Genomic DNA, 24,169 nt, shown 5'->3' with positions numbered 1-24,169 from the left:
CATCCGTGTGGCCACTCCCAGAACTGACCTAACGTGGCAGTAGTGTAACCGAAAGTTGCACGTATCGCCTGCCCCGATCGGGTAAATGATCGACGGTTGTCGCTCTCTGATCGGAATTGACCCATGCGGGTCCATCGATGCCTGCGTTCGGGGGTACGCCCTGCTCCGGGCCGCGTGCGGGGTGGTCCAGCGGCTTGGCCGCAGGGGCCACCGATGGATCGAACGCTACCCTGAGTCGCGGAGTGACAACTATGAGCTCGTGCTGAGGCTTAGTGAAACACCTAGTCTCCGGGGCCTGGATCGTCCATTGAGCTGGGTGTTTTCGCCATTGATGACCCCTAGAGGGCTAAGGCGGCTTTCGAGTCGTCCGAACGCTTCGCCCGTTCTGCGGGGCCCCTCAAGGGGGCCGGCGCGGGCCTCCCCGGTGCGGCCGTGGTCTCGCCGCGCCTCAGACCTCGTGGGGCAGCCGCACGCGCGGTTGCCCTGATTTGACCCGAATTTCATCGATCAGGCGAGCCCGGGCGCAGATCTCCACCGTCTCGGCGGCACGCTGACCCGCGACGGCGACGGCTCCGACGAAGGCACGCAGCGTGTTGGCGAACTGATCCTCCGGCGGAAGGGTCAGTTCCCGCCTGACCTCCTCGTGTTCCAGCCTGATGACGGGCCGTCGCGTGGTAGGGGGCGTGTAGGCGCGTTCGACGACGATCCGCCCCTCGCTGCCCCACAGCACATAGTCCGACCGGTACGCGTGCTCGAAGCCGAAGGTCAACTGGGCGGTCCGGCCGTCCGGAGTGGACAGCAGGGCGCTGCCGGACACGTCGACGCCGCGTTCGGGGTCCAGTTTCAGCGTCGCGCCGACGACCTCCAGCTCGGGACCGAGGAAGAGGCGGGCGGCGCTCAGCGGATACATGCCCGTGTCGAGCAGTGCCCCACCGCCCAGATCCGGCCGGTAGCGGATGTCGTCCGGGCCGAGGGGAGGGAATCCGAACGCGGCGTTGACCTCGCGCAGTTCGCCGATCTCGCCGCCCTCCAGCAGATCCAGGACCGCGCTGTGCAGACCATGCCGGAGAAAGGTCAGATTCTCCATCAGGGCGAGGCCGAGGGACCGGGCGGTTTCCACCATCGCCACGGTGTGGGCGTACCGTGTGGTCAACGGCTTCTCCACCAGGACGTGCTTACCGGCCTCAAGCGCTCGGCCGACCCATTCGTGGTGCAACCCGGCGGGCAGGGGAATATACACCGCGTCCACGTCCGGCCGGCTCAGCAGCGAGCGGTAATCGGCGGCCGCCGCGCAGCCGAACTGGCCGGCGAACGCACGGGCCTTCGCCTGTTCTCGGGCCGCGACGGCGACGAGTTCGGTCGTCGGCTCACGCAGGATCGCCGGCAGGGTCCGCCGCCGTGCGATGTCGGCACATCCCAGTACGCCGAACCGGATCGGATCGTTCACCACCGCTCGCTGGGGCACCTCACTCACCACAGGCTGTGCAGGCAGGCAAGCAGACTGCGTGCTTCGACGTTGAGGTAGTAGCCGTGCCGCAGCAGCGTGGCGAGCTGATGGACGGCGACCCAGCAGAAGGTGTCCGGCACCGCCGGAAGGTCGTCGCCGACCTCCACCAGCATGTAGCGGTTCTCGGCGCGGTAGAACCGGCCGCCCTCCTCCGCGAGGACGGTGTCGAACAGGATCCGCTCGCTCGGGGCGTTGAGTATCAGGTCGAGGAAAGGAGGCCGCTGTTCGGCATCCGAACTCGGCGTGCACTGGACCGTGGGTCCCATCTCCATGGCATCCAGCAGCCCCACCTGGAACCGAGCGTGCACCAGCACGTGCGCCACCCCATTGATGATCCTGAGCGCGAATGCGATGATCCCCCGCTGCCGCGGATGCAGCAACGGTTGACTCCACTCGGTGACCTCACGGTTGTTGATGCGTACCGTGACCCCGACGATGCTGAAGTGTCGCCCGTCCTCGCGGGAGATCTCATACGGCGTGTGCCGCCAGCCGCGCAGGTCGCGGAGCGAGATCCGGCTCACCGCCAGCTCGTGCCGGCTCTTGGCCTCGGTGAACCAGCTCAGCACCGCCTCCGTGGAGCGGTGCGACGGACCCTCGCCGCTGGCGGACCGGGCCAGCGCGGCGGCCATGGCGGAGTTCGCGGGGACCACTCCCGAACCGGCGAAGAAGGTCGACGGCAGGCAGGACAGCACGGAACGGGTGTCCATGTTGACCAGAACGTCGATGCGCAGGAGCCGCCGAACCTCGTGCAGCGGCAGCCAGTAGTGGTAGTCGGAGGGCGGCACGTCGTCGACCAGCACGACCATGTTGCGGTTCCGCTTGTGCAGGAACCAGGAGCCCTGCTCGGACTGCAACACGTCGACCAGGACCCGGCCGGCGCCCGGCCGGGTGAAGTATTCGAGATACCTCGTGCCGCCGCCCCCGTGGACCCGCGTGTAGTTGCTGCGGGTCGCCTGCACGGTGGGCGACAGCTGCATCATGTTGATGTTGCCCGGCTCGACCTTCGCCTGCAACAGGCAGTGCGGGACGCCGTCGACGAGCTTCATCAACATGCCGAGAATCCCGATCTCCGGCTGATTGATGATCGGCTGGTACCACTCCGCCACCGCACCGTACGTCGTTCGCACGTGCACGCCCTCGACCACGAAGAAGCGGCCGCTCTCGTGCGCCAGGTTGCCGGTGGTCTCGTCGAACGCCCAACCACGCAGCTCGTCCAGCCGGATCCGCTCCACCTCGCAGGAGGTCATCGTCGACCGTTCGGCAAGCCAGGACCGGAAGGCGGGGCTCACCCCGCCCGCCGCCGGCTCCCACCACTCCATCGGGTCATCCCCGGACGTCATGAGCTTGCCCTCGGACAACGCGGGAAGCTCGCTCACCACAGATCGGCCAGCTCGCGAATGACGCCGCCCTCACTGCACTGCGGACCCGACAGCAGACGGAGATCGCTGTCGACCATCATCCCGACCAGCTCCTCGAAGTAGACCGTCGGCTTCCAGCCGAGGCGCTGCTGGGCCTTCGTCGCGTCGGCGCAGAGCAGGTCGACCTCGGCCGGACGCTGGAGCGCCTCGTCGAGGACGACGTGGTCACGCCAGTCCAGGTCGACGTGGGCGAAGGCCAGCTCGACCAGCTCCCGCACGCTGTGCGCGATCCCGGTACCCAGGACGTAGTCGTCAGGCTCGTCCTGGGCGAGCATCATCGACATGCCGCGGACGTAGTCGCCGGCGAAACCCCAGTCCCGCTCGGCCATCAGATTGCCCAGTCGCAACGAGTCCCGGAGCCCCAGTTTCACGGCCGCCGCGCCCAGCGACACCTTTCGCGTCACGAACTCCGGTCCGCGGATGGGTGATTCATGGTTGAAGAGCATGCCGGAGACCGCGTACATGCCGTACGACTCGCGGTAGTTCTGCACCGTGTAGTGGCCGAACACTTTGGCGACGCCGTACGGACTGCGTGGGTGGAAGGGCGTCAGCTCATTCTGGGGGGTCTCCCGCACCTTGCCGAACATCTCGGACGACGAGGCCTGATAGAAGCGTGGCCGACTCGGGCCGGGGGTACGCGAGCTGGTGATGCCTGCGACGATCCGGACGGCTTCGAGCATGCGCACCACGCCCGTCCCGGTGATCTCCGCGGTGGTGTTGGGCTGCCGCCACGAGGTGGGGACGTAGGACAGTGCGCCGAGGTTGTAGATCTCGTCCGGCCGAACCCTGTCCACCGCCGAGATCAGGCTCGACTGGTCCATCAGGTCGCCGTTGACAAGCCGAACGTCGGGGTGCACCTGCCGGCCGCAGCGCGCGCTCGGCGAATTCTGGCCCCGCACCATTCCATAGACGTCATATCCAGCGGCCAGGAGGTGCCGCGCAAGATAAGTACCGTCCTGACCGGTAATCCCTGTGATCAGCGCTCGCCTAGTCAGGATAATCTCCAGCCCCTGTGACCAACCCTCGATGTGATCGCGTCGAGGGATGGCGAACTACCGGGTTGCCCCGAGGAAAGGCATGTCCCGTTGCCGTGACTCACGGTACTGGAAAATGGAGCAGGGATCACCCTTCTCGAATGCAATATAGGGAGCTCACTAGAGGGTGCAGCCGTGCGCGAAGAACCGGCAATCCGTACTGCTTACGGGTGGGCCGGCCCGGCGTCGTTGAGGTCGGCCGCCACGAACAGGGCCGCCGCTCGTGTGCCCACCCTCAGTTTTCGCCGGGGGCGTGCCGCCCCGATCGGCGGAACCCGGCGGCCCCGCACGATCACCGCGATCACCGCGGCCGGTCGAAGCACCGAAGCGACGGCGGTGAGCATTCCGTGCAGGCCCCGACCGGCATGACCGCCGGTCCACTCCGTCTGTTCGCCGTACGGGACGTCCGTCACGACGAGATCCGGTTCGCTGCCCCCGACCGCCGAGGCCAGCGCCGTCGGGTCGAAGACGTCGGCCTGTCGGACGGCGTACGGGAGGGGGCCGCCGGCAGCCTCGAGCCGGCGGCTCAGCCGTCCGGCCGCGGCCGCGGCCTCGGCGTAGCCGGGCTTGTCGAAGCGTCGAGCCCGCTCGGTCAACTCCGCAGCCCGTGCCGCCAGGCCACCCTCGGCGAGCAGGCCGACATTGGCTGCCGCCAATGTCAGGGCCGCGTCGGCGTCGATGTCCGAGGCCAGCAGCCTCGCGATCGACCGCCGGTGCAGAATCCCGAGCACGGTCAGCAGGTAACCGCTGCCGCAGCACGGATCCCACAGGACCGCCGGGTCGGTGCCGCCGCGCACGTCGAGGGCGTGCTGGAACACCTCGGACGCGAGCCGCACGGGGAAGGCGGGAAAGCCCGGGGCGGACCGGAGAACCGCCCCGCTTGCAAGATCGCCGTAGTCGTCCCGTGTCGTCTCGTACCGATAGCCCACCCTGCTCCGATCTCTCCGCACGCCAGGGTAGCAATGGGTGTGGCCGGTGCCGCAGCACCGCTACGCACCCGCCGGGAACGAGCTTGAGGCCGGCCCGCTCATGCCTCGACGTCGCAACCGTCCTGGTCCCTGATCCACTGGTAGGCCCTGGCGATTCCCTCGGCGAGGGCTGTCCGTGCGGTCCAGTTCAACTCCCGGCCGGCCCGGGTCACATCGAGGGCGGAATGCTGGAGCTCGCCGAGACGGGCGGCCGCGAACACCGGCTGGACCGCCCGGTCGGCCGTCGCGGCGATCACCTCCAGCAACTCGAGGATGCTGGTGGAGGTGCCGGTGCCGATGTTCCACACGCCCGCGCCGCCGTGCTCGGCCGCGGCCAGGAACGCTTCGACCACGTCGGCCACGTAGACGTAGTCGCGGGTCTGCTTGCCGTCGCCGAAGATCGTGGGCCGGCGGCCGGAGAGCAGGTTCCCACAGAATATGGACACCACGCCCGCCTCGCCGGCGGGATCCTGGCGAGGGCCGTAGACGTTGCCCAGTCGCAGGACCGCGTGGGCGGTGCCGTACAGCCGGTTGTAGAGGGCCACGTACTGCTCCGCGCAGTACTTGGCGGCGCCGTACGGCGCCGCAGGCTCCGGGCGGGCGTCCTCGGGGGACGGGATCGCGCTGATCGCCCCGTACAGGGCTCCGCCGGTGGAGGCGAACACCACCCGGGCCCCGACGGCTCGGGCCGCCTCCAGGACGTTGACGGTGCCGAGCACGTTGACCCCGGTGTCGCCGCTGGCATCCGCGACCGAGGTGCGGACGTCGGCCTGCGCGGCGAGGTGGTAGATCAGGTCCGGACGGGCGTCCGCCACGATCGCGGCGAGAGCCTTCCCGTCGGTGATGGACTCCTGATGGAAGGCGACACGGACGGCCAACCGGCCGCACCGGCCGGTGGAGAGGTCGTCGACCACGGTGACGGTGTCGCCGCGCTCCAGCAGGGCGTCGACCAGGTGTGAGCCGATGAAGCCGGCGCCACCTGTCACGAGGACGCGCATGGACGGGGATCCGTGGCGGAAGAAGGAATTGACTTCGTTGGCCCTGCGATAAACAGTATCTTCACGAGGCCCTCCGTGTGTGTCCGCCGAATGTATATGGGAACGGCTCGCCGGCACAGGCCGGAAACGGCCCCGCATTGAAGCTCGAGTGATACGCCTAGACTTCACCGCCACCGGCTACTGGAGGGCCTACGCTAACCGGTGTCCACACATTCGCGGGCCGCATGTGCGTTGGCGTCGTTCCCGACCGTCAGCCATGCAATGGTGGTTTCGGTCGTGGGTAGGCGACCAGGGTCGGAATAGTGCAAAAGGAAGCGGGCGATGGCTACAGACACAGCGAATTCGCCGGTGGTGGGAGACCTGCGGGCACCGAGCACACCGGAAGGCCGCACCATGGTCGACCTGCTGACCGGCGTACTCCCGCAGATCCGGTCGGAGGCCGGTGACAACGACCGGGACGGCACGTTCCCGGTCGAGGTGTTCGGGCAGTTGGCCAAGCTCGGCCTGATGGGCGCGACCGTGCCCACCGCGCTCGGCGGGCTCGGCGTCCACCGCCTGTACGACGTCGCCGTCGCCCTGATGCGCCTGGCCGAAGCGGACGCCTCCACCGCCCTGGCACTGCACGTCCAGCTCAGCCGCGGGCTCACCCTGACCTACGAATGGATGCACGGCTCCCCGCCGGTGCGGGCGCTGGCCGAGCGGCTGCTGCGGGCGATGGCGACGGGGGAGGCCGCCGTCTGCGGGGCACTGAAGGACGCGCCGGGCGTCCTCACCGAACTGACCGCCGATGGTTCCGGCGGCTGGCTGCTCAACGGCCGCAAGATCCTGGTCAGCATGGCGCCGATCGGTACCCACTTCTTCGTGCACGCCCAGCGCCGGGACGCCGACGGCAACGTGGTGCTGGCCGTTCCGGTGGTGCGGCGCGACGCGCCCGGGCTGACCGTCGGCACGCACTGGGACGGCCTCGGGATGCGGGCCTCCGGCACCCTCGACGTCAGCTTCCACGACTGCCCGGTCGCCGCCGACCACGTTCTCGACCGCGGGCCGGCCGGCGCGCGCCGGGACGCCGTCCTGGCCGGGCAGACGGTCAGCTCGATCACCATGCTCGGGATCTACGCCGGTGTCGCGCAGGCCGCGCGGGACCTCGCCGTCGAGACGTACGCGCGTCGTCGATCGCGGCCGGCGGCCGCCGCCCTCGCCCTGGTGGCCGGCATCGACACGCGGCTGTACACGCTCCGGGCCGTCGCCGGCGCCGCGCTGCTCAACGCGGACCTCCTGGCCGCGGACCTGACCGGCGATCTCGACGAGCGCGGGCGCGGGATGATGACCCCGTTCCAGTACGCGAAGATGACCGTCAACGAACTGGCCCCGGCGGTCGTCGACGACTGCCTCTCGCTGCTCGGCGGCCAGGCGTACGACGGGCAGCACCCGTTGGCACGGCTCTACCGCGACGTCCGGGCCGGTGGGTTCATGCAGCCCTACAGCTATGTGGATGGCGTCGACTACCTGAGCGGCCAGGCGCTGGGCGCGGACCGGGACAACGACTACATGAGCGTTCGGGCGCTCCGCTCCCCGGATCCGGCGGGAGAAAGGTGAACATGACCATCCGAGTGTGGGACTACCTGCCGGAATACGAGAAGGAACGGGCCGACCTGCTCGACGCGGTGGAGACGGTCTTCGAGTCGGGCAACCTCGTGCTCGGCCGCAGCGTGCTCGGCTTCGAGACCGAGTTCGCCGCGTACCACGACGTGGCGCACTGCGTCACGGTGGACAACGGCACCAACGCGATCAAGCTGGCCCTGCAGGCGTTGGGCGTGGGGCCCGGCGACGAGGTGGTCACCGTCGCCAACACGGCGGCGCCGACCGTGCTGGCGATCGACGCCGTCGGCGCGATCCCGGTCTTCGTGGACATCCGGCCGGACGACTACCTGATGGACACGACCCAGGTGGCCGACGTGATCACCCCGGCGACCAAGGCTCTGCTGCCCGTCCACCTCTACGGCCAGTGCGTGGAGATGGCGCCGTTGCAGCGGCTGGCCCGCGAGCACGGGCTGCTGGTGCTGGAGGACTGCGCGCAGTCGCACGGCGCACGACACGCAGGGCAACTCGCCGGGACCATGGGCGACGCGGCGGCCTTCTCCTTCTATCCGACGAAGGTGCTGGGCGCCTACGGTGACGGCGGCGCCGTGCTCACCGGTAGTGAGACCGTGGACCGTGACCTGCGCCAACTGCGCTACTACGGCATGGAGAGCGTGTACTACGTCGTGCAGACGCCCGGCCACAACAGCCGGCTGGACGAGGTGCAGGCGGAGATTCTCCGGCGCAAGCTGCGCCGGCTCGACGAGTACATCGCCGGCCGCCGCGCGGTGGCCGAGCGCTACGCCGCCGGGCTGGGCGACATCGCCGAGGCGACCGGGCTCGTCCTGCCCGCCCTCGCCGACGCCAACGAACACGTCTTCTACCTCTACGTCGTCCGTCATCCGCAGCGGGACGCGATCCTGGAGCAACTGAAGCGGCGTGGAATCACGCTGAACATCAGTTACCCGTGGCCGGTGCACACCATGACCGGCTTCTCGAAGCTCGGCTATGCCGCCGGATCGCTGCCGGTCACCGAGCGGATCGCCGACGAGATCTTCTCCCTGCCCATGTATCCGTCCCTGCCGGTCGACGTGCAGGACACGGTGATAGGCGCATTGCGCGACGTACTCACGACGCTCTGAGCCGCCGGTAGCACTGGAGGACGCCACCCATGATCAGCCCAGCCGACCGGGCACGGCCACGAGCCACCTGCCGCGCCTGCGGTGGAACCGTCGTGCAGTTCCTCGACCTCGGCCGCCAGCCACTGTCCGACCGCTTCCTGACCGAACCGGAGATCCCGCAGGAGTACTTCTTCCAGCTCGCCGTCGGCCTCTGCGAGACGTGCACGATGGTGCAGCTCATGCAGGAGGTCCCCCGGGAGCGGATGTTCCACGAGGACTACCCGTACTACTCGTCCGGTTCCGCCGTCATGCAGAAGCACTTTGCCGACACCGCCCGGCAACTGTTGGAGACGGAGGCCACCGGCCCGGACCCGTTCGTGGTCGAGATCGGCTGCAACGACGGGGTGATGCTGCGGACCGTGCACGAGGCCGGCGTCCGGCACCTGGGCTTCGAACCGTCGGGCAAGGTCGCCGAAGCGGCAAGGGCCAAGGGCCTTCGGGTACGCGGGGACTTCTTCGAGGAGTCCACCGCCCGTGAGGTACGCGCGAGCGACGGCCCCGCAGATGTGATCTTCGCGGCGAACACCATCTGCCACATCCCGTACCTCGACTCGATCCTGCGGGGTGTCGACGCGCTGCTCGGGCCGGACGGCGTCTTCGTCTTCGAGGACCCCTACCTGGGCGACATCCTGGCGAAGACGTCGTTCGACCAGATCTACGACGAGCACTTCTTCCTGTTCTCGGCGCGCTCCGTGCAGGCGTTGGCCGCGTCGTTCGGGTTCGAGCTGGTCGACGTGGACCGGCTGGCCGTGCACGGCGGCGAGGTCCGCTACACGCTGGCCCGTGCGGGTGCACGCCGCCCGGCGGACCGGGTGGCCGCGCTGATCGCCGAGGAGGACGCGGGCGGCGTCGCGACGCTGGCCCGGCTGGACCAGTTCGCTGCCCAGGTCGGCCGGATCCGCGACGACCTGCGGGCGTTGCTCGAACGGTTGACGGCGGAGGGCAAACGGGTGGTGGCCTACGGGGCGACCGCCAAGAGCGCGACCGTGGCGAACTTCTGCGGCATCGGGCCGGACCTGGTGTCGCGGGTGTACGACACGACGCCCGCCAAACAGGGCCGCCTGACCCCGGGCACGCACATCCCGGTTCATGCGGCGGACGAGTTCCCGACCGACCCGCCGGACTACGCGCTGCTCTTCGCGTGGAACCACGCCGACGAGATCATGGCGAAGGAGCAGGCGTTCCGGCAGGCCGGCGGGGCCTGGATCCTGTACGTTCCGCACGTTCACGTGCGGGATTGAGTGGGGCCGTGCAGGTAGCAACCGAACTCGCCGTCGAGGGCGCGTACGTCTTCACCCCGCGGGTCTTTCCCGACCCGCGGGGGGTCTTCGTGTCCCCGTACCTGGACTCGGTCTTCACCGAGACGCTCGGATATCCGTTGTTTCCCGTGGCGCAGACCAGCTACAGCGTCTCCCGCCGCGGCGTCGTCCGCGGGCTGCACTACACCACGACGCCGCCCGGTTCGGCCAAGTTCGTCTCGTGCCCGTACGGCCGGGTCCTCGACGTGGTGCTCGACGTCCGGGTCGGATCGCCGACCTTCGGGCGCTGGGACAGCGTGGTCCTCGACTCCCAGGGCTTCAGGTCGCTGTACCTGCCGACGGGGGTGGCGCACATGTTCGTCGCCCTGATGGACGACACGGTGATGTCTTACCTGCTCTCCACGGAGTACGTCTTCGAGAACGAACGGGCGTTGTCACCGCTCGACGACACGCTCGGCCTGCCCGTTCCCGCCGACATCGAGCCGATCCTGTCGGATCGGGACCGGACCGCGATCACCTTCGCCCAGGCCCACGCGGCCGGGGTGCTCCCCCGGTACGAGATCTGCGCCGAGATCGAGGCGCGTTTCGCTCAGGGACCGCACCGTACGGCGTAGACCGTGCAGAAGATCCACCTGGGCGCGCCATCCGGTCACGGCGGTGAAGGCGGATGCGTCGACCACCAGACTGTGGAAGTCGGTCTGCCGGGCACTGGCGGGCGGCGCGACGGAGACGACCGGCACCGGCGGACGCCCCGTCTCCTCCGCGACCAGCGCGGCGATCGTCCGGAAAAGGTCACCGACCGGTTCGCCGCGGCGGCTGCCGAGCGGCCAGTGCCGGCAGACGAGCGCATCGGCATGGTCGAGGGCGGCGACGAAGGCGCTCGCCGCGTCGTCCACGTAGAGCAGCTCTCGCTGGATGGTGCCGTCGTGCCACATGGTCAGGGGTTCGCCGGCGAGCGCGCGGCGGATCATCGTCGACACGACCCCGCGGTCGTCGCCGCCACCCGGGCGGGCCGGCCCGAAGACGGTGGGCAGGCGCAGCGTGACCCCGCGGAGGATGCCATCGGCGGAGGCCCGGTCGAGCAGCGCTTCGGCGGCCGCCTTCTGCCGGTCGTATCCGGTCTCCGGGTGGTCGGGTTCGGTCCCGTCGACGGGCATCCGCTGCGCCCGGCCGACCTGTGACGCCGAGCCGGCGAAGACGACCACCCGTGGCCCGGTCCCGGCCCGCGCAACCTCGACCAGGTCACGGACGACGCCGAGGTTCACCCGCGCCGCGGTGCCGTCGCCGTCGGCGCTGCGCCACCCGGCGGTGTTGAGCACCAGGTTGATCACGGCATCCGCGCCCTCGACCGCCGCCGCGACCGCGCCTGTCTCGGTGAGGTCGGCGGTGACCACCTCGAAATCCGCGGCGGCCGGCTCCGGTGCCACAGCGGATCGGCGGGACACCGCCCGGACGGTGACTGGGCGGTCGGCCAGCGCGGTCAGGACGGCCGAGCCCACGAAACCGGACGCGCCGAGCACCGCGATCAGCGGGCGGTCCGTCATCGCCCGGCAGCTCCGGACCGGTACAGCGCCTGCCAGTAGAAGCTCCACGGGACGGCTCTCGCATCTGCGAGCAGCGCCCAGTCGCGGCCCGGCCGGTAGGCGTCGATGAACCGGCGGGACTGCGCCGCGACGGCGCGGTCGTCGAAGATGTCCACGATGTCCCTCAGCAGGCCGGTCCGCAACGCGAGCTGGACGACCGCGTCGCCCTGCGAGTGCCCGTCCAGGCTCTTGTCGAGGTACTTGCCGACCGGGTTGTTGACGTAGAGGTGGTCGGCATGGGTGGCGATGAGGTCCAGGTAGGCGCCGACGGTGTCCGGGGTCATCTCCGCGAACGAGTCGATGTTGATGGCCAGGTCGAACCGGAGCTCCCGCAGGGCGCCGCCGGCCTCCGCCTGGTCGACGCCGTGAAAGTGCACCTTGGCAAGCTGCTCGTCGGTCAGCACCGCGCCGAGGTAGCGGCTGGCCAGGTCGAGCGAGTTCTCCAGATCGACGATGTGGTACGCGGCGATCTCGTGGTTGGACAGCAGCGCGTGGCAGGTCCGCCCGTAGCCGGCGCCGATCTCCAGGATGCTCGTACCGTCGAGGGTCATCCGGCTCTCGATGAACTCCACCTCGAGCACCGCCTGCAGGTAGTCCATGCAGACCGCTTCGCCGTCGTAGGTGATCGAGAACGGATCGCCGACCTCGCGGTTGGCGATGCGGCGCAGCCGGGCCCAGTTGGCCGGGCTCAGGCCCGCCGCGAGGGTGAAGACGAGCGTTTTCAGATAGCGCACACCATTGACCCGCGGGTCCCAGAGCGCCAGCTTGTAGTTGACCTCGCTGGACTTGAAGTTGCTCAGGTCGCCGACGGCCTCCCTGGTGACCTGGGTGTTGTTGTAGAGCTCCCAGAGCGGGCTGCGGCCGTACGTCTGGCTCATGTGCCCCCCCCGCGCCGATCGAATCACTCGATGGTGACCGTACCGGCTATTTACTAGCGGTTCGCCTAGAGCCACCGTTCAAGATCACGGTGACAGGGGCTCGCCTACCCCGCGCGTCGCCGGCCGTACGCCCCCACTCGCGGGGCGCACCGGCCGGCGACGCTGTCGTCGTTACGGGGTCACGGAGAGCAGGTGGGCCTTGTAGCCCTCACCGTAGGTGCTGGTCGGGGTGCCGTTGTAGTCCTGGATGAGGACGTTGCCGCCGCTGCATCCCCACGGGTTCCAGGTCCACGCCGTGTAGCCGATCCGCTTGGAGTCCAGCCAGGTCATCACCTGGTCGATGTAGTCGTGGGCGCAGGTGTCCTGGCCGATCTCGCCGGCGTGCACCGGCACCTGCGCGGCGACGGCGCCGATCTGGCTGTCCCAGCAGGAGGCGGTGACGCAGGCGTTGAAGTTGTACGAGTGCCACGACGCCACGATGTTGCCGAGCGGGTCGTTCGGCTTGTAGGTGAGCCACTGGCTCAGGTCGTTGGTCCAGGTCAGGCCGGCGACCAGCAGGACGTTGCTGGCACCGGTGGCCCGGACGGCGTCGACCAGGTCCTGCATGCCGGCGACCTCGTAGGTGATGCCGGTGCAGGTGCCGCCGTCGCGCAGGCAGCGCCACGCGGCAGCCATGTCCGACCAGTTGTTGGCGGCGTCCGGGTAGGGCTCGTTGAACAGGTCGAACACCACGGCGTCGTTGCCCTTGAAGGCGTTGGCGACGCCGGTCCAGAACTGCGGAGTGTGCTGCATGCTGGGCATCGGCTTCTGGCAGGTGGCGTTGACGTCGGCGCAGGCGGAGATGTTGCCGGTGTACTGCCCGTGGGTCCAGTGCAGGTCGAGGATCGGGTTGATCCCGTTGGCCACGAGCAGGTTCACGTAGTCCTTGACGGCCTGCTGGTACGTCGCGCCGCTGGGCGAGCCGGAGAGGCCGAGCCAGCAGTCCTCGTTGAGCGGGATCCGCACGGCGCGGATGTTCCACGCCTTCATGGCGTTGACCGAGGCCTGGTCGACGGGGCCGCTGTCCCACATGCCCTTGCCCTGCACGCAGGCGAACTCACCGCTGGCCCGGTTGACTCCGAGCAGCCGGTAGGTCGCCCCGCTCGCCGTCACCAGCCGGTTGCCGGAGACCTTCAGCGCGGGCGCGGCCCCGGTCGGCGGCGGGGTCGTGGGTGGGGGAGTGGTGGGCGGTGGGGTCGTGGGCGGGGGAGTGGTGGGCGGCGGGGTCGTCGGCGGCGGGGTGGTGGTCGGCTCCGGGGTCGGCGAGGTCACCGAGCCGGTGCAGGTCGTGCCGTTGAGCGCGAACGACTTCGGCACGGGGTTGCTGCCGCTCCACGAGCCGTTGAAGCCGATCGTGGTCGATCCGCCCGTGCCCAGCGATCCGTTCCAGCTCAGGCTGGCGGCCGAGACGCTCGTGCCGGACTGCGACCAGGTGGCGCTCCAGCCCTGGGTGACCTGCTGGCCGCTGGTCGGGAAGTCGAAGGTCAGCGTCCAGCCGGTGAGGGCGGAGCCGAGGTTGGTGATGGCGACGTTCCCGCTGAACCCGCCTGTCCACTGGCTCTGCACGGTGTATGCCACGGAGCAGCCGGTGGCCGCGGCCGAGGCGGGGAAGGTGAGCCCGGCCAGGCCGGCGGCGACCAGGGTCGCGGTGGTGCCGACGGCCAGCAGGGCATGACGATGTCTCATCTGATCTCCTCGTGGTCGAGAGGGGATCGTCGATGGGAGCGCATCGAAGAGCTTTGTTTATTTACCTCACTAAGTCAAGCTGACGTCCGGCCCTGCTTCCCGGCCGGCGCGGGGCCGGTGGTGTGCCGGGCGATCACCGTCTCGGTGGGGCACCACCGTTCCCGGACCGGCTCGCCGTCGAGCAGGGCGAGCACGGAGGCGGCCACCAGCGCGCCGAACTCGTGCACGTCGAGGCTCATCGTGGTGAGCTGCGGGGAGGACAGGCGGCACAGGCTGGAGTCGTCCCAGGCGAGCATGCTCAGGTCGCGGGGGACCGCCAGGCCCAGCTCCCTGGCCACCTCCAGGCCGCCGACCGCCATCAGGTCGTTGTCGTAGATGATCGCGCTGGGCGGGTCGCCGTCGCGCAACAGCCGGACGGTCGCCGCCGCGCCCGACTCCTCCGAGTAGTCGCCGGTCAGGACCACGGCGTCGATGCCGGCCGGGGCGGCGGCGGCCAGCAACGCGGCCGTGCGGGTGCGGGTGTGCCGCAGGCTGTCGGGCCCGCTGATCCGCGCGATCCGGCGGTGCCCGAGGCCGGCCAGGTGCGCGACCGCCGCCCGTACCGAGCCGACGTCGTCGCGCCGCACGGCCGGGGTGTCGCCGGCTGGCTCGCCGGCCACGACCACGGGGAGGCCCAGGTCGCGCAGGACCGCCGGCCGGGGGTCCGCGGCGGTCGGGTTCACCAGCACCACGGCCTCGGCCAGCCGGAGCTGTGCCCACCGGCGGTAGGCGGCGATCTCGGCGGCGTGGTCGGCGACGATGTGCAGCAGCACCGACCGGCCGTGCTCGGCGAGACGTTCCTCGATGCCGGAGATGAACTCCATGAAGAACGGCTCGGCGCCGAGCAGGCGGGGCGCCCGGGCGAGCACCAGGCCGACCGCGCTCGTCGTGCTCATTCCGCCCCCATCACAGGTCAGCGGGCCGATCCGGGCAGCGGCGCGAACTCCCCGTCGAGGCTCTCCGACACCCGGAGCCCGCGGTGGAACGGGACCAGCTCGGACTCCAGGACCAGGGCGGCGGCCCCGACGGCGGACGCGGTGGCGGCGGACCGGGACAGCCGTACGTCGACGGGGTGCGCGGAGCGGGAGAACACCGTGTGCAGCTCCTGGCGGAGCACGGGCAGGTAGACCGAGCCGGCGACGGCGAAGCCCGGCCCGGTCAGCACGATGACCTCCAGGTCCATCACGTTGGCCAGGGTGCGGGCGGCCGCCGCGACGTACCGCGCGGACCTCTCGCACAGCGCCAGGGCCCGCTGCTCCCCGCGCCGGGCGGCGCGGCCGATCGCGGCGAAGTCGCGGGCCACCGCCGCGGGGCCGGCGCCGGTCGTGAGGCCGAGCGCCCGGGCCAGGCCGGCGTCCGCCCGCCCCGCCGCGACCACGGCGGCGGGCCCGGCGACGGCCTCCACGCACCCCCGCGCGCCGCACCAGCAGGGCGGGCCGTCCGCGGCCACGCAGACGTGCCCCAGCTCGCCGGCGTTGCCACTCGGTCCGCGATAGGTGATCCCGTCGATGACCAGCCCGGCGCCGAGGCCGCTGCCCATGTAGAGGGCGGCGGCGGCGCTCGCCGTGCCGAACCCGCCCGCCCAGTGTTCGCCCAGGGCGGCGGCTGTGGCGTCGTTGTCCAGCACCACCGGCAGCTCGGTCGCCTGCTCCAGCGCCGCGCCGAGCGGGAACTCCCGCCAGTGCCGCAGCTCGGGGTTCAGGCCGGCGACCCCCCGGCCGGTGAGCGGGCCGGGGAAGACCAGCCCCACCCCGACCAACCGGGCCCGGTCCACGCCGACGCTGTCGACCAGGGTCGGTATCTCGGCCGCGATCCGGGAGACGACCGTCGCGGGCGCCTCGACGCCGACGCCGGGCCGGGAGATCCGGGCCACCACGATCCCGGTCAGATCGGTCAGGACGTACGTCATGACGCCCTGGCCGAGGCACACGCCCACCGCGTACCGGGAGGTGTGGTTGAGCCGGAGCAGGACCCGCCGTTTTCCGCCGGTCGACTCGGCGTGGCCGGTCTCGACGACCAGGCCCTCGTCGATGAGCTTGCGGACGAGGTTGGAAATGGTGGGCGCAGTGAAGCCGGTCACGCTGATCAGGCCCACCCGGCTGATCGTGCCGGCTGCCCGGATGGCGTCCAGCACCGCGGCCTTGCTGCTCGCGTGCGGCAGCTTGTCCGCCCTCGGTCCGCTCACTGCTCCCCGGTCACGCCGTCCGAATCCCCAGCAGAGCATAGGCGTTCGCCGCTGCCGCCGCGCACGCCTACCGGCGGCCGGCGCGCGGGGCCGGCCGCCCGTCCCCCGTCGGGGGCGACGCTCAGCGTCGCAGTTCGCGCCAGCCCGAGCTGCCTCCGCGCCACGCCCCCGCGAGGATGCTCGCGGAGCTGTGGCTGGAGCATTCCAGCACCTTCGAGCGGCCGTGCTCACCACCGATCTGCGCCTGGACCTCCCAGCGCTGACCATCGGTGCGGATGTAGACGTCGCGACGCCCTCGTTTGGTTGCGTCCCCGTTCCACCAGTGTTCCTCGACGATCACCTCGCGACGGTACCAGCAGGCGCGGGTGCGGCGGCAGCCGCGACGGCGAGGGAATCTCGCACGGGCCGGCCGGGCCCGGGCCCGGCCGGCCCGACGCCGCGACTCACGTGCGGCGGCTCAGCGCGCGGCGCGCAGCGCCTCGGCGAGGGTGGTCGGCTCGCGGCCGATCAGCTTCGCCAGGTCGTCGCCGTCGACGTACAGCTCGCCCCGGGCCAGGCCCAGGTCGCTGTCGGCCAGGACGGCGGCGAAGCCCTCGGGCAGGCCGGCGGAGACCAGCACCTCGGTGAGCTTCTCCGCCGGCAGGTCGGTGTAGCCGACGGCCTGGCCGGTCTGCCGGGACACCTCCTCGGCCAGCTCGGTCAGGGTGAACGCCGGGCCGCCGAGCTCGTACACCCGGTTGGTCTCGGCGGCGCCGGTGAGCGCCGCGGCGGCGGCCTCGGCGTAGTCCGCGCGGGTCGCGGCGCTGACCCGCCCGTCGCCCGCCGCGCCGGTCACACCGAACTGGAGGTACGTCGCGAGCTGGTCGGTGTAGTTCTCCAGGTACCACCCGTTGCGCAGGATCACGTACGGCAGGCCCGACGCGGTGATCTCCCGCTCGGTGGCGAGGTGCTCCCCGGCGAGGATCATGCCGGAGCGGTCGGCGTTGGCGATGCTGGTGTAGACGACCAGCCCGACGCCGGCCTCGCGGGCGGCGGCGACGACGTTGTGGTGCTGGGCGACGCGCTGCCCGACCTCGCTGCCGGAGACGAACATCAGCCGGTCGGCCCCGGCGAACGCGGCGCGCAGCGACCCGGGGTCCGTGTAGTCGACCTGCCGGGTGGCCACCCCGTGTCCGGCGAGGCCGGCGAGCTTGCCGGCGTCCCGGCCGAGCGCCACGATCTCCCCGGCGGGCACGCCCCGCCGCAGCAGCGCGGCGACGATCAGCTCGCCGAGGTGGCCGGTGGCTCCGGTGACGACGATGGACATGGTGTGCTCCCTCTCGATGCCGGAGACGATCCCCTGGTCGGGGGGTGTGCTCCGGGTCGGACGATCCGTCGTCCGGTGCAACGGGAAGCAACCGCCATCACTTCCCGTTGGAGAGTAGGCACCTTGAAGTAAGGGACTAACTGATGGAGAGTGTTGGGATGGAAGCCACTCCCTTCGCCCGCGACTGCGGCAGCCGGCAGGTCCTCGACCGGATCGGCGACCGGTGGAGCGTGCTCGTCGTCCTCACCCTCGCCGACGGCGGGAGGCGCTTCAGCGAGCTGGCCCGGCGCATCGAGGGGGTGAGCCAGAAGATGCTCACCCAGACCCTGCGCGGCCTGGAACGCGACGGCCTGATCACCCGCACCGCGTACGCGACCGTCCCGCCCCGGGTCGACTACGCGCTGACCGGCCTCGGGCGCAGCCTGCTCGACCTGGTGGGCGGGCTGGAGGCATGGGCGACGACACACCTCGGCGAGGTCGAGGCCGCCCGCGCCCGCTACGACGCCGCCGGCTGAGCGCCCACCCGGGCCGGCCCGGTGCTGGGCGGCGCGCCCGGTGGGAATCCGATGTAACGGGAATCGGCTGCAAAGCGCTGCGTTCCGGAAGCGCCCGTCCGGTCGTACTCCGGACATAGGCTGCACCGGGTCGGAGGTCGGACACGGGGATCGAGGGGGCGTGTCCGGCCGCCGCCGCCCCACCGGCACCACCGGGCCGCGCCCCACCAGCACCGGGCCGCCGCCGTACCCGGCACCGGTCCCGCCGGTCCGCCCGGCGCGGTCAGGCCGCCAGCTGGTCGACCCGGCTGAGCACCCGGTCGATCAGGCCGTACTCCCGGGCCTCCTCGGCGGTGAACCAGCGGTCCCGGTCCGAGTCCCGCTGGATCTGCTCCAGGGAGCGCCCGCTGTGCCGGGCGATCAGCTCCTGCATCGTGCGCTTGACGTGCAGCATGTTCTCCGCCTGGATGGTGATGTCGGCGACCGTGCCGCCGAAGCCGCCCGACGGCTGGTGCATCATGATCCGCGAGTGGGGCAGGGCGTACCGCTTGCCCGCGGTGCCCGCGCAGAGCAGGAACTGGCCCATCGAGCCGGCCATGCCGAGCGCCAGGGTGGCCACGTCGTTGCGGATGTACCGCATCGTGTCGTAGACGGCCATCCCGGCGCTGACCGAGCCGCCCGGCGAGTTGATGTAGAGGTAGATGTCCCGCTCGCTGTCCTCGGCCGCCAGCAGCAGGAGCTGCGCGCAGATCTGGTTGGCCGACTCGTCGGTGACCTCCGTGCCGAGGAAGATGATCCGTTCCCGCAGCAACCGCTGGAACACCTGGTCGCCGAAGGACGGCTGGCCGCCGTCCCGCATCCACACGCCGTACCTGGTCATCGTGATCGACCTCCACGCTGCCGGCGGGCGACGGACTCCGCCCAGGGGAACCGGTCCACCCAGCGTCCGCCCTGCCGGCGCGCGGTTCCCAGCGCTTCTGCCGGAGGCAGATCCGCCGACGGCAGAACCCGGCCGGGCCTAGCGGGCGGTCAGCCGCCGGCCCGCCCGGCCCCGCCGCCGGGCCAGCGCCCGCACGGTACGCGCGGCGGGACGCCTCAGCGGCGCGGCCGCGAACAGCCGGACCGGCAGGACGTGGACGGCCGGGCCGGGGTGCGGCGTCGCCCCGCCCACGGACACCACGGACGCGCCCAGGCCCACCCCGCCGACGTGCAGCAGCCGGCCGCCCGCGCTGGGGGTGACCCCGCCGAGCCGGAGCACCCGGCCGGCGGCCACCGGCTCCCGGCACTCCACCCGTGGCCCGCCCTGCGGGGGCGCGGTCGGGTCGGCGTGGAAGCCGACGCGCAGGCGCGGGCCGGGCTCGCCGCCCACCGGGACCACCTCGTCCAGCCGGGCCAGGGCCACCCGGGGCGCGGCGGGCACCCGCCGCTCGACCCGGCGCAGGTCGTCGCGGGCCTCCTCCAGCAGGTCCGACAGGTCGATGCCGAGGGCGCGGCAGATCGCCGCCAGCACCTCGGAGCTGGCCTCCTTGCGCCCGCGCTCGACCTCGGAGAGGTAGGGCAGGGACACCCCCGCCGCCTCGGCCACCTCGCGCAGGGTGCGGCCCTGACGCTGCCGCACCCGGCGCAGCACGCCGCCGATCACCCGTCGCAGCAACGACATCCGGGCCTCCTCTTGGTGGGCGCTCCTGCCCCCATCATGCCGGTTCGGCGGGCGGCACACCCACCCCGCCCGCGCCGGGTGCCGACGCCGCCCGGCGCGGCGACCGGCTGCCGACCACCGGCGTTGTCCCGGGCTGCCGGGCCGGTCGGGCGCGCACCCGCTATGTTGTGCACGTGCAGGCGACGGAGGCGGAGCAGGTCCCGCGGTGATCCACTTTCCCGCGCAGCGGCGGGGCCCGCTGAGCGCGCTGAGCCTGCGCCTGGCCGCCGCCCTGGGCCTGGTCTTCGCCGTCGTCACCGCGGTCTACCTCGACCGCGACGGCTACCGCGACGTCAACGAGGACGGCCTGACCCTCCTCGACTGCTTCTACTACGCGGTGGTCTCCCTCTCCACCACCGGGTACGGCGACATCACGCCGGCGGCACCGTCCGCCCGGCTGGTCAACGTCCTGTTCGTCACCCCGGCCCGGGTGCTCTTCCTGATCATCCTGGTCGGCACCACCCTGGAAGTCCTGACCGAGCAGTACCGGACCGGCCGTCGTCTGACGCGGTGGAGGAAGAGCGTGAAGGACCACGTCATCATCTGCGGCTACGGCACCAAGGGCCGCAGCGCGGTCTCGGCGCTGCTGGAGAACGGCCTCGACAAGTCCCGGATCGTGGTGGTCGAGCGCAGCCCGGCGTCGCTGCGGCAGGCTACCTCGGCGGGGCTCGTCGCGATCGAGGGGTCGGCCACCCGTTCCTCGGTGCTCAACGAGGCGCACGTGCGCAACGCCAAGGCGGTGATCATCGCAACCGACAGCGACGACGCGTCGGTGCTGGTCGCGCTCACCGTCCGGCAGCTCACCGCCGGGCAGGTGCGGATCATCGCGGCGGCCCGCGAGGCCGAGAACGCGCCGCTGCTCAAGCAGAGCGGCGCCCACCACGTGATCGTCTCCTCCGCCACGGCGGGCCGGCTGCTCGGCCTGTCCACCTCCGCGCCGCCGCTGATCGACGTGGTGGAGGATCTGCTGACCCCGGGGCAGGGCATGGCGCTGGCCATGCGTTCGGCGGAGCGCGACGAGGTCGGCCGCTCCCCGCGCGAGCTGGACGCCCTGGTCATCGCGCTGGTCCGCCGGGGCAAGGTGGTCACGCTCTCCGACCGGGCCGGCGCGGTCATCGAGACCGGCGACATGCTCGTGCACGTCCGCGACGACCGGCCCCAGCCCGCCGGCACGCCGGGCTGACCGCCCGCCGCGCTTCTTCACGACGAAGGGCCCGCCACCATTCGGTGACGGGCCCTTCGCTCGCCTGACGGGTCGCCCCCGCACGGGGACGGATCAGAGGATCGTCCAGGTGTCGCCGCTGCCCAGCAGGCCGGCGAGCTGCTGCTCCGGGGTCTCGGTGACCTTCGCCTTCGCCTCCTCGACCTGGGCCTGGACCACGCTGTCGTAGGACGGGCGGTCGACCGAGCGGAACACGCCGATCGGGGTGTTGCTCAGGTCGAGCCCGGGCAGCCGGGACAGCGCGAACGCGTACGCCGGGTCGGCGACCGTCGCGTCGTGCACGACGATCTCCTCCGGGCGGACCGACGCCGTCTCCCGCACCTCCAGGCCGAAGCCGCCCGGCGGGTGGACGACGCAGAACCGGCCGTCGGCGCCGAACGTGATCGGCTGCCCGTGCTCCAGCCGGATCAGGAAGTCGTCGCGGGTGGCCGGCTCCTTGAGCTGGTCGAACGCCCCGTCGTTGAAGATGTTGCAGTTCTGGTAGATCTCCACGAACGCCGAGCCCTGGTGCTCGGCGGCGGCCCGCAGCACCGACTGGAGGTGCTTGCGGTCGGAGTCGATGGTGCGGCCGACGAAGCTCGCCTCCGCGCCCAGGGCCAGCGAGATCGGGTTGAACGGGGCGTCGGCCGAACCGGCCGGCGTCGACTTGGTGATCTTGCCGACCTCGGACGTCGGAGAGTACTGCCCCTTGGTCAGGCCGTAGATCCTGTTGTTGAACAGCAGGATCTTCAGGTTGACGTTGCGGCGCAGCGCGTGGATGAGGTGGTTGCCGCCGATCGACAGCGCGTCGCCGTCGCCGGTGACGACCCACACGGACAGGTCCGGGCGGGACACCGACAGGCCCGTGGCGATCGCCGGGGCGCGGCCGTGGATCGAGTGCAGCCCGTAGGTGTTCATGTAGTACGGGAACCGGGACGAGCACCCGATGCCGGAGACGAAGACGATCCGCTCCCGGGGGATGTTCAGCTCCGGCATGAACTGCTGCACGGCGGCGAGGATCGCGTAGTCACCGCAACCGGGGCACCAGCGCACCTCCTGGTCGGACTTGAAGTCCTTCGCGGTGAGCTTGAGGGCGACGGGCTCAGACATTCTTCAGGACCTCTTCCAGCATCGTCTCCAGCTCGGTGGCCGTGAACGGCAGGCCGCGGACCTGGTTGTAGCCGATGGCGTCGACCAGGTACTTGCCCCGGATCACCTGGGCGAGCTGGCCGAGGTTCATCTCGGGGATGACCACCCGGTCGTAGGAGCGCAGCACCTCGCCGAGGTTGGCCGGCATCGGGGCCAGGTGCCGCAGGTGGGCCTGCGCGACGGACAGGCCGCGCTGGCGCAGCCGCCGGCAGGCGGCGCCGATCGGGCCGTAGGTCGAGCCCCAGCCCAGCACCAGCAGCCGGGCGTTGCCGTCCGGGTCCTCCACCTCGACGTCCGGCACCGGGATCGCCTCGATCCGGGCCGCCCGGGTGCGCACCATGAAGTCGTGGTTCGCCGGGTCGTAGGAGATGTCGCCGGTCTTGTCGGCCTTCTCCAGGCCGCCGATGCGGTGCTCCAGCCCCGGCGTGCCCGGGATGGCCCACGGGCGGGCCAGGGTCTGCGGGTCGCGCAGGTAGGGCAGGAACGTGCCGTCGTCGCCGTTGGGCGCGGTGGCGAACTCGACCCGCAGGTCGGGCAGGGACTCCACGTCGGGCAGCAGCCACGGCTCGGAGCCGTTGGCGACGTAGTTGTCGGAGAGCAGGAGCACCGGGGTGCGGTAGGTCAGCGCGATCCGGGCCGCCTCGATGGCCGCGTGGAAGCAGTCCGACGGGGACTTCGGGGCGATCACCGCGACGGGGGCCTCGCCGTGCCGGCCGTACAGGGCCATGTTGAGGTCGGCCTGCTCGGTCTTGGTGGGCATGCCCGTCGACGGGCCGGCCCGCTGCACGTCCACGATGACCAGCGGCAGCTCCAGCGCCACCGCGAGGGAGATCGTCTCGCTCTTGAGCGCCACGCCGGGGCCGCTGGTGGTGGTGATGCCGAGCATCCCGCCGTACGACGCGCCGAGCGCCGCCCCGACCGCGGCGATCTCGTCCTCGGCCTGCATCGTGATCACGCCGAACCGCTTGTGCTTGCTCAGCTCGTGCAGGATGTCCGACGCCGGGGTGATCGGGTAGGCGCCGAGGAACACCGGCAGGCCGGAGCGGACGCCCGCGGCCACCAGGCCGAGCGAGAGCGCCGCGTTGCCGGTGATGTTGCGGTAGGTGCCCGGCACCATCTTCGCCGGCTTCACCTCGTACCGGACCGAGAAGGAGTCGGTGGTCTCGCCGAAGTTCCAGCCGGCCCGGAACGCCGCGACGTTCGCCGCGACCAGCTCGGGGCGCTTGGCGAACTTGCGCTCCAGGAAGCGCAGGGTCGACTCGTACGGCCGGGAGTACATCCAGGAGAGCAGGCCCAGGGCGAACATGTTCTTGGCCCGCTCGGCGTCCTTCTTGGACACCTGCTGGTCGGCGAGCGCCCGGACGGTCATCGAGGTGAGCGCGACGGGGTGCACCACGTAGCCGTCGAGGGAGTCGTCGTCGAGCGGGCTGGCCTGGTAGCCCACCTTGGCGAGGTTGCGCTTGGTGAACTCGTCGGTGTTCACGATGATGTCCGCGCCGCGCGGCAGGTCGGCCAGGTTGGCCTTGAGCGCGGCCGGGTTCATCGCGACCAGCACGTTCGGCGCGTCGCCCGGGGTGAGGATGTCGTAGTCGGCGAAGTGCACCTGGAAGCTCGACACGCCCGGCAGGGTCCCGGCGGGGGCCCGGATCTCGGCGGGGAAGTTGGGCAACGTGGAGATGTCGTTGCCCAGCTGGGCCGTCTCCGAGGTGAACCGGTCACCGGTCAGCTGCATGCCGTCGCCGGAGTCGCCGGCGAACCGGATGACCACCCGGTCGAGTTGACGGATCTGCTTCGTCACGCCTGCCCCTCGCTTCGCTCGGCGCGGTCGCGCGGGCGGCTGAACATGATGGTGACCTCGCCTTGCCCGGCCACATGACCTCCTTGACACAGCGCTGCCCCGCACCGCCCCGTGGGTGGTCCGGTCCGGTCTGGGTTCCTACCAGAGAGCCTACGTCGGATGAGATGTC

Annotated in this window: 21 protein-coding genes and 1 pseudogene; 6 read left to right on the top strand and 16 right to left on the bottom strand. The window is 71.1% G+C overall.

What is annotated here, in order from left to right; all coding sequences use genetic code 11:
* Nucleotides 1–448: 448 nt before the first annotated feature.
* The 5 genes from HDA31_RS25750 to HDA31_RS25730 form a co-directional block, all read right to left on the bottom strand.
* A complete protein-coding gene (locus HDA31_RS25750) occupies nucleotides 449–1,447 on the bottom strand; it encodes a Gfo/Idh/MocA family protein (protein WP_219824997.1) in 999 nt (332 codons plus the stop codon).
* A gap of 23 nt (nucleotides 1,448–1,470) precedes the next feature.
* The gene (locus HDA31_RS25745) at nucleotides 1,471–2,883 is read right to left on the bottom strand and encodes an NDP-hexose 2,3-dehydratase family protein (RefSeq protein WP_246384355.1); all 1,413 of its coding nucleotides are present in this window, start codon (nucleotides 2,881–2,883) and stop codon (nucleotides 1,471–1,473) included.
* The gene (locus HDA31_RS25740; protein ID WP_311774389.1) at nucleotides 2,880–3,902 is read right to left on the bottom strand and encodes a GDP-mannose 4,6-dehydratase; all 1,023 of its coding nucleotides are present in this window, start codon (nucleotides 3,900–3,902) and stop codon (nucleotides 2,880–2,882) included. The genes HDA31_RS25745 and HDA31_RS25740 overlap by 4 nt, the downstream gene beginning before the upstream one ends.
* 221 nt (nucleotides 3,903–4,123) lie before the next feature.
* On the bottom strand, nucleotides 4,124–4,888 hold the full coding sequence (locus tag HDA31_RS25735) for an rRNA methyltransferase (RefSeq protein ID WP_178063245.1): 765 nt from the start codon (nucleotides 4,886–4,888) through the stop codon (nucleotides 4,124–4,126).
* A gap of 98 nt (nucleotides 4,889–4,986) precedes the next feature.
* A complete protein-coding gene (locus tag HDA31_RS25730) occupies nucleotides 4,987–5,925 on the bottom strand; it encodes an NAD-dependent epimerase/dehydratase family protein (RefSeq protein ID WP_178063246.1) in 939 nt (312 codons plus the stop codon).
* Between the two features lie 321 nt (nucleotides 5,926–6,246).
* Between HDA31_RS25730 and evdC the strand changes: the two genes are divergently transcribed.
* From evdC to HDA31_RS32635, 4 genes and pseudogenes are all read left to right on the top strand, one after another.
* Nucleotides 6,247–7,521: an L-evernosamine nitrososynthase gene (evdC, locus tag HDA31_RS25725; RefSeq protein ID WP_178063247.1), complete on the top strand. Its 1,275-nt coding sequence runs from the start codon at nucleotides 6,247–6,249 to the stop codon at nucleotides 7,519–7,521.
* Between the two features lie 2 nt (nucleotides 7,522–7,523).
* Nucleotides 7,524–8,645, top strand: a complete 1,122-nt coding sequence (locus tag HDA31_RS25720) for a DegT/DnrJ/EryC1/StrS family aminotransferase (protein WP_178063248.1) — start codon at nucleotides 7,524–7,526, stop codon at nucleotides 8,643–8,645.
* 29 nt (nucleotides 8,646–8,674) lie between these two features.
* Nucleotides 8,675–9,925 (top strand): class I SAM-dependent methyltransferase, encoded by a 1,251-nt coding sequence (locus HDA31_RS25715; RefSeq protein WP_178063249.1) that lies wholly within the window; start codon nucleotides 8,675–8,677, stop codon nucleotides 9,923–9,925.
* Nucleotides 9,826–10,407 (top strand): annotated as a pseudogene (locus HDA31_RS32635) (dTDP-4-dehydrorhamnose 3,5-epimerase family protein); the annotation flags it as partial. The gene HDA31_RS25715 and the pseudogene HDA31_RS32635, both read left to right, overlap by 100 nt.
* Here the strand turns inward: HDA31_RS32635 and HDA31_RS25710 are convergent.
* The 7 genes from HDA31_RS25710 to HDA31_RS25680 all read right to left on the bottom strand — a co-directional run bounded on the left by HDA31_RS25710 (nucleotide 10,378) and on the right by HDA31_RS25680 (nucleotide 17,659).
* Nucleotides 10,378–11,487 carry an NAD-dependent epimerase/dehydratase family protein gene (locus tag HDA31_RS25710; RefSeq protein ID WP_178063250.1) on the bottom strand — a complete coding sequence of 370 codons (1,110 nt, stop codon included), beginning with the start codon at nucleotides 11,485–11,487 and terminating at the stop codon, nucleotides 10,378–10,380. The pseudogene HDA31_RS32635 and the gene HDA31_RS25710 overlap by 30 nt on opposite strands.
* Nucleotides 11,484–12,404, bottom strand: a complete 921-nt coding sequence (locus HDA31_RS25705) for a putative sugar O-methyltransferase (RefSeq protein WP_178063251.1) — start codon at nucleotides 12,402–12,404, stop codon at nucleotides 11,484–11,486. The genes HDA31_RS25710 and HDA31_RS25705 overlap by 4 nt, the downstream gene beginning before the upstream one ends.
* A gap of 171 nt (nucleotides 12,405–12,575) precedes the next feature.
* Nucleotides 12,576–14,129 carry a cellulase family glycosylhydrolase gene (locus HDA31_RS25700; protein WP_178063252.1) on the bottom strand — a complete coding sequence of 518 codons (1,554 nt, stop codon included), beginning with the start codon at nucleotides 14,127–14,129 and terminating at the stop codon, nucleotides 12,576–12,578.
* Between the two features lie 74 nt (nucleotides 14,130–14,203).
* Nucleotides 14,204–15,064: a LacI family DNA-binding transcriptional regulator gene (locus HDA31_RS25695; protein WP_178063253.1), complete on the bottom strand. Its 861-nt coding sequence runs from the start codon at nucleotides 15,062–15,064 to the stop codon at nucleotides 14,204–14,206.
* Between the two features lie 17 nt (nucleotides 15,065–15,081).
* Nucleotides 15,082–16,353, bottom strand: coding sequence for an ROK family transcriptional regulator (locus HDA31_RS25690; protein ID WP_246384361.1), 1,272 nt, complete (start codon nucleotides 16,351–16,353; stop codon nucleotides 15,082–15,084).
* A gap of 121 nt (nucleotides 16,354–16,474) precedes the next feature.
* Nucleotides 16,475–16,693 (bottom strand): hypothetical protein, encoded by a 219-nt coding sequence (locus HDA31_RS25685; protein ID WP_074477028.1) that lies wholly within the window; start codon nucleotides 16,691–16,693, stop codon nucleotides 16,475–16,477.
* A 117-nt stretch (nucleotides 16,694–16,810) separates the two neighbouring features.
* Nucleotides 16,811–17,659: an SDR family oxidoreductase gene (locus HDA31_RS25680; RefSeq protein ID WP_178063255.1), complete on the bottom strand. Its 849-nt coding sequence runs from the start codon at nucleotides 17,657–17,659 to the stop codon at nucleotides 16,811–16,813.
* A gap of 158 nt (nucleotides 17,660–17,817) precedes the next feature.
* Here HDA31_RS25680 and HDA31_RS25675 point away from each other — a divergent pair, with 158 nt between their 5' ends.
* Nucleotides 17,818–18,174 (top strand): winged helix-turn-helix transcriptional regulator, encoded by a 357-nt coding sequence (locus HDA31_RS25675; protein WP_074477030.1) that lies wholly within the window; start codon nucleotides 17,818–17,820, stop codon nucleotides 18,172–18,174.
* Nucleotides 18,175–18,436: 262 nt separating this feature from the next.
* On the opposite strand, the gene HDA31_RS25670 is transcribed toward HDA31_RS25675, so the two are convergent.
* Both HDA31_RS25670 and HDA31_RS25665 read right to left on the bottom strand, forming a co-directional pair.
* Nucleotides 18,437–19,033 (bottom strand): ClpP family protease, encoded by a 597-nt coding sequence (locus HDA31_RS25670; protein WP_074477031.1) that lies wholly within the window; start codon nucleotides 19,031–19,033, stop codon nucleotides 18,437–18,439.
* Nucleotides 19,034–19,171: 138 nt separating this feature from the next.
* A complete protein-coding gene (locus tag HDA31_RS25665) occupies nucleotides 19,172–19,813 on the bottom strand; it encodes a helix-turn-helix domain-containing protein (RefSeq protein ID WP_178063256.1) in 642 nt (213 codons plus the stop codon).
* A gap of 205 nt (nucleotides 19,814–20,018) precedes the next feature.
* Here HDA31_RS25665 and HDA31_RS25660 point away from each other — a divergent pair, with 205 nt between their 5' ends.
* Nucleotides 20,019–21,035, top strand: coding sequence for a potassium channel family protein (locus HDA31_RS25660; RefSeq protein ID WP_074477033.1), 1,017 nt, complete (start codon nucleotides 20,019–20,021; stop codon nucleotides 21,033–21,035).
* A 93-nt stretch (nucleotides 21,036–21,128) separates the two neighbouring features.
* On the opposite strand, the gene HDA31_RS25655 is transcribed toward HDA31_RS25660, so the two are convergent.
* Complete coding sequence (locus HDA31_RS25655) at nucleotides 21,129–22,163, bottom strand: 2-oxoacid:ferredoxin oxidoreductase subunit beta (RefSeq protein WP_178063257.1); 1,035 nt, start codon at nucleotides 22,161–22,163, stop codon at nucleotides 21,129–21,131.
* Nucleotides 22,156–24,000: a 2-oxoacid:acceptor oxidoreductase subunit alpha gene (locus HDA31_RS25650; protein WP_074477035.1), complete on the bottom strand. Its 1,845-nt coding sequence runs from the start codon at nucleotides 23,998–24,000 to the stop codon at nucleotides 22,156–22,158. Before HDA31_RS25650 ends, HDA31_RS25655 begins: the two co-directional genes overlap by 8 nt.
* Nucleotides 24,001–24,169: the final 169 nt, after the last annotated feature.

Source organism: Micromonospora carbonacea (genome assembly GCF_014205165.1).
Taxonomy (GTDB): domain Bacteria; phylum Actinomycetota; class Actinomycetes; order Mycobacteriales; family Micromonosporaceae; genus Micromonospora; species Micromonospora carbonacea.
The sequence above is the reverse complement of the archived record's forward strand: the minus strand, read 5'-3'. Positions and strand labels throughout refer to the sequence as shown.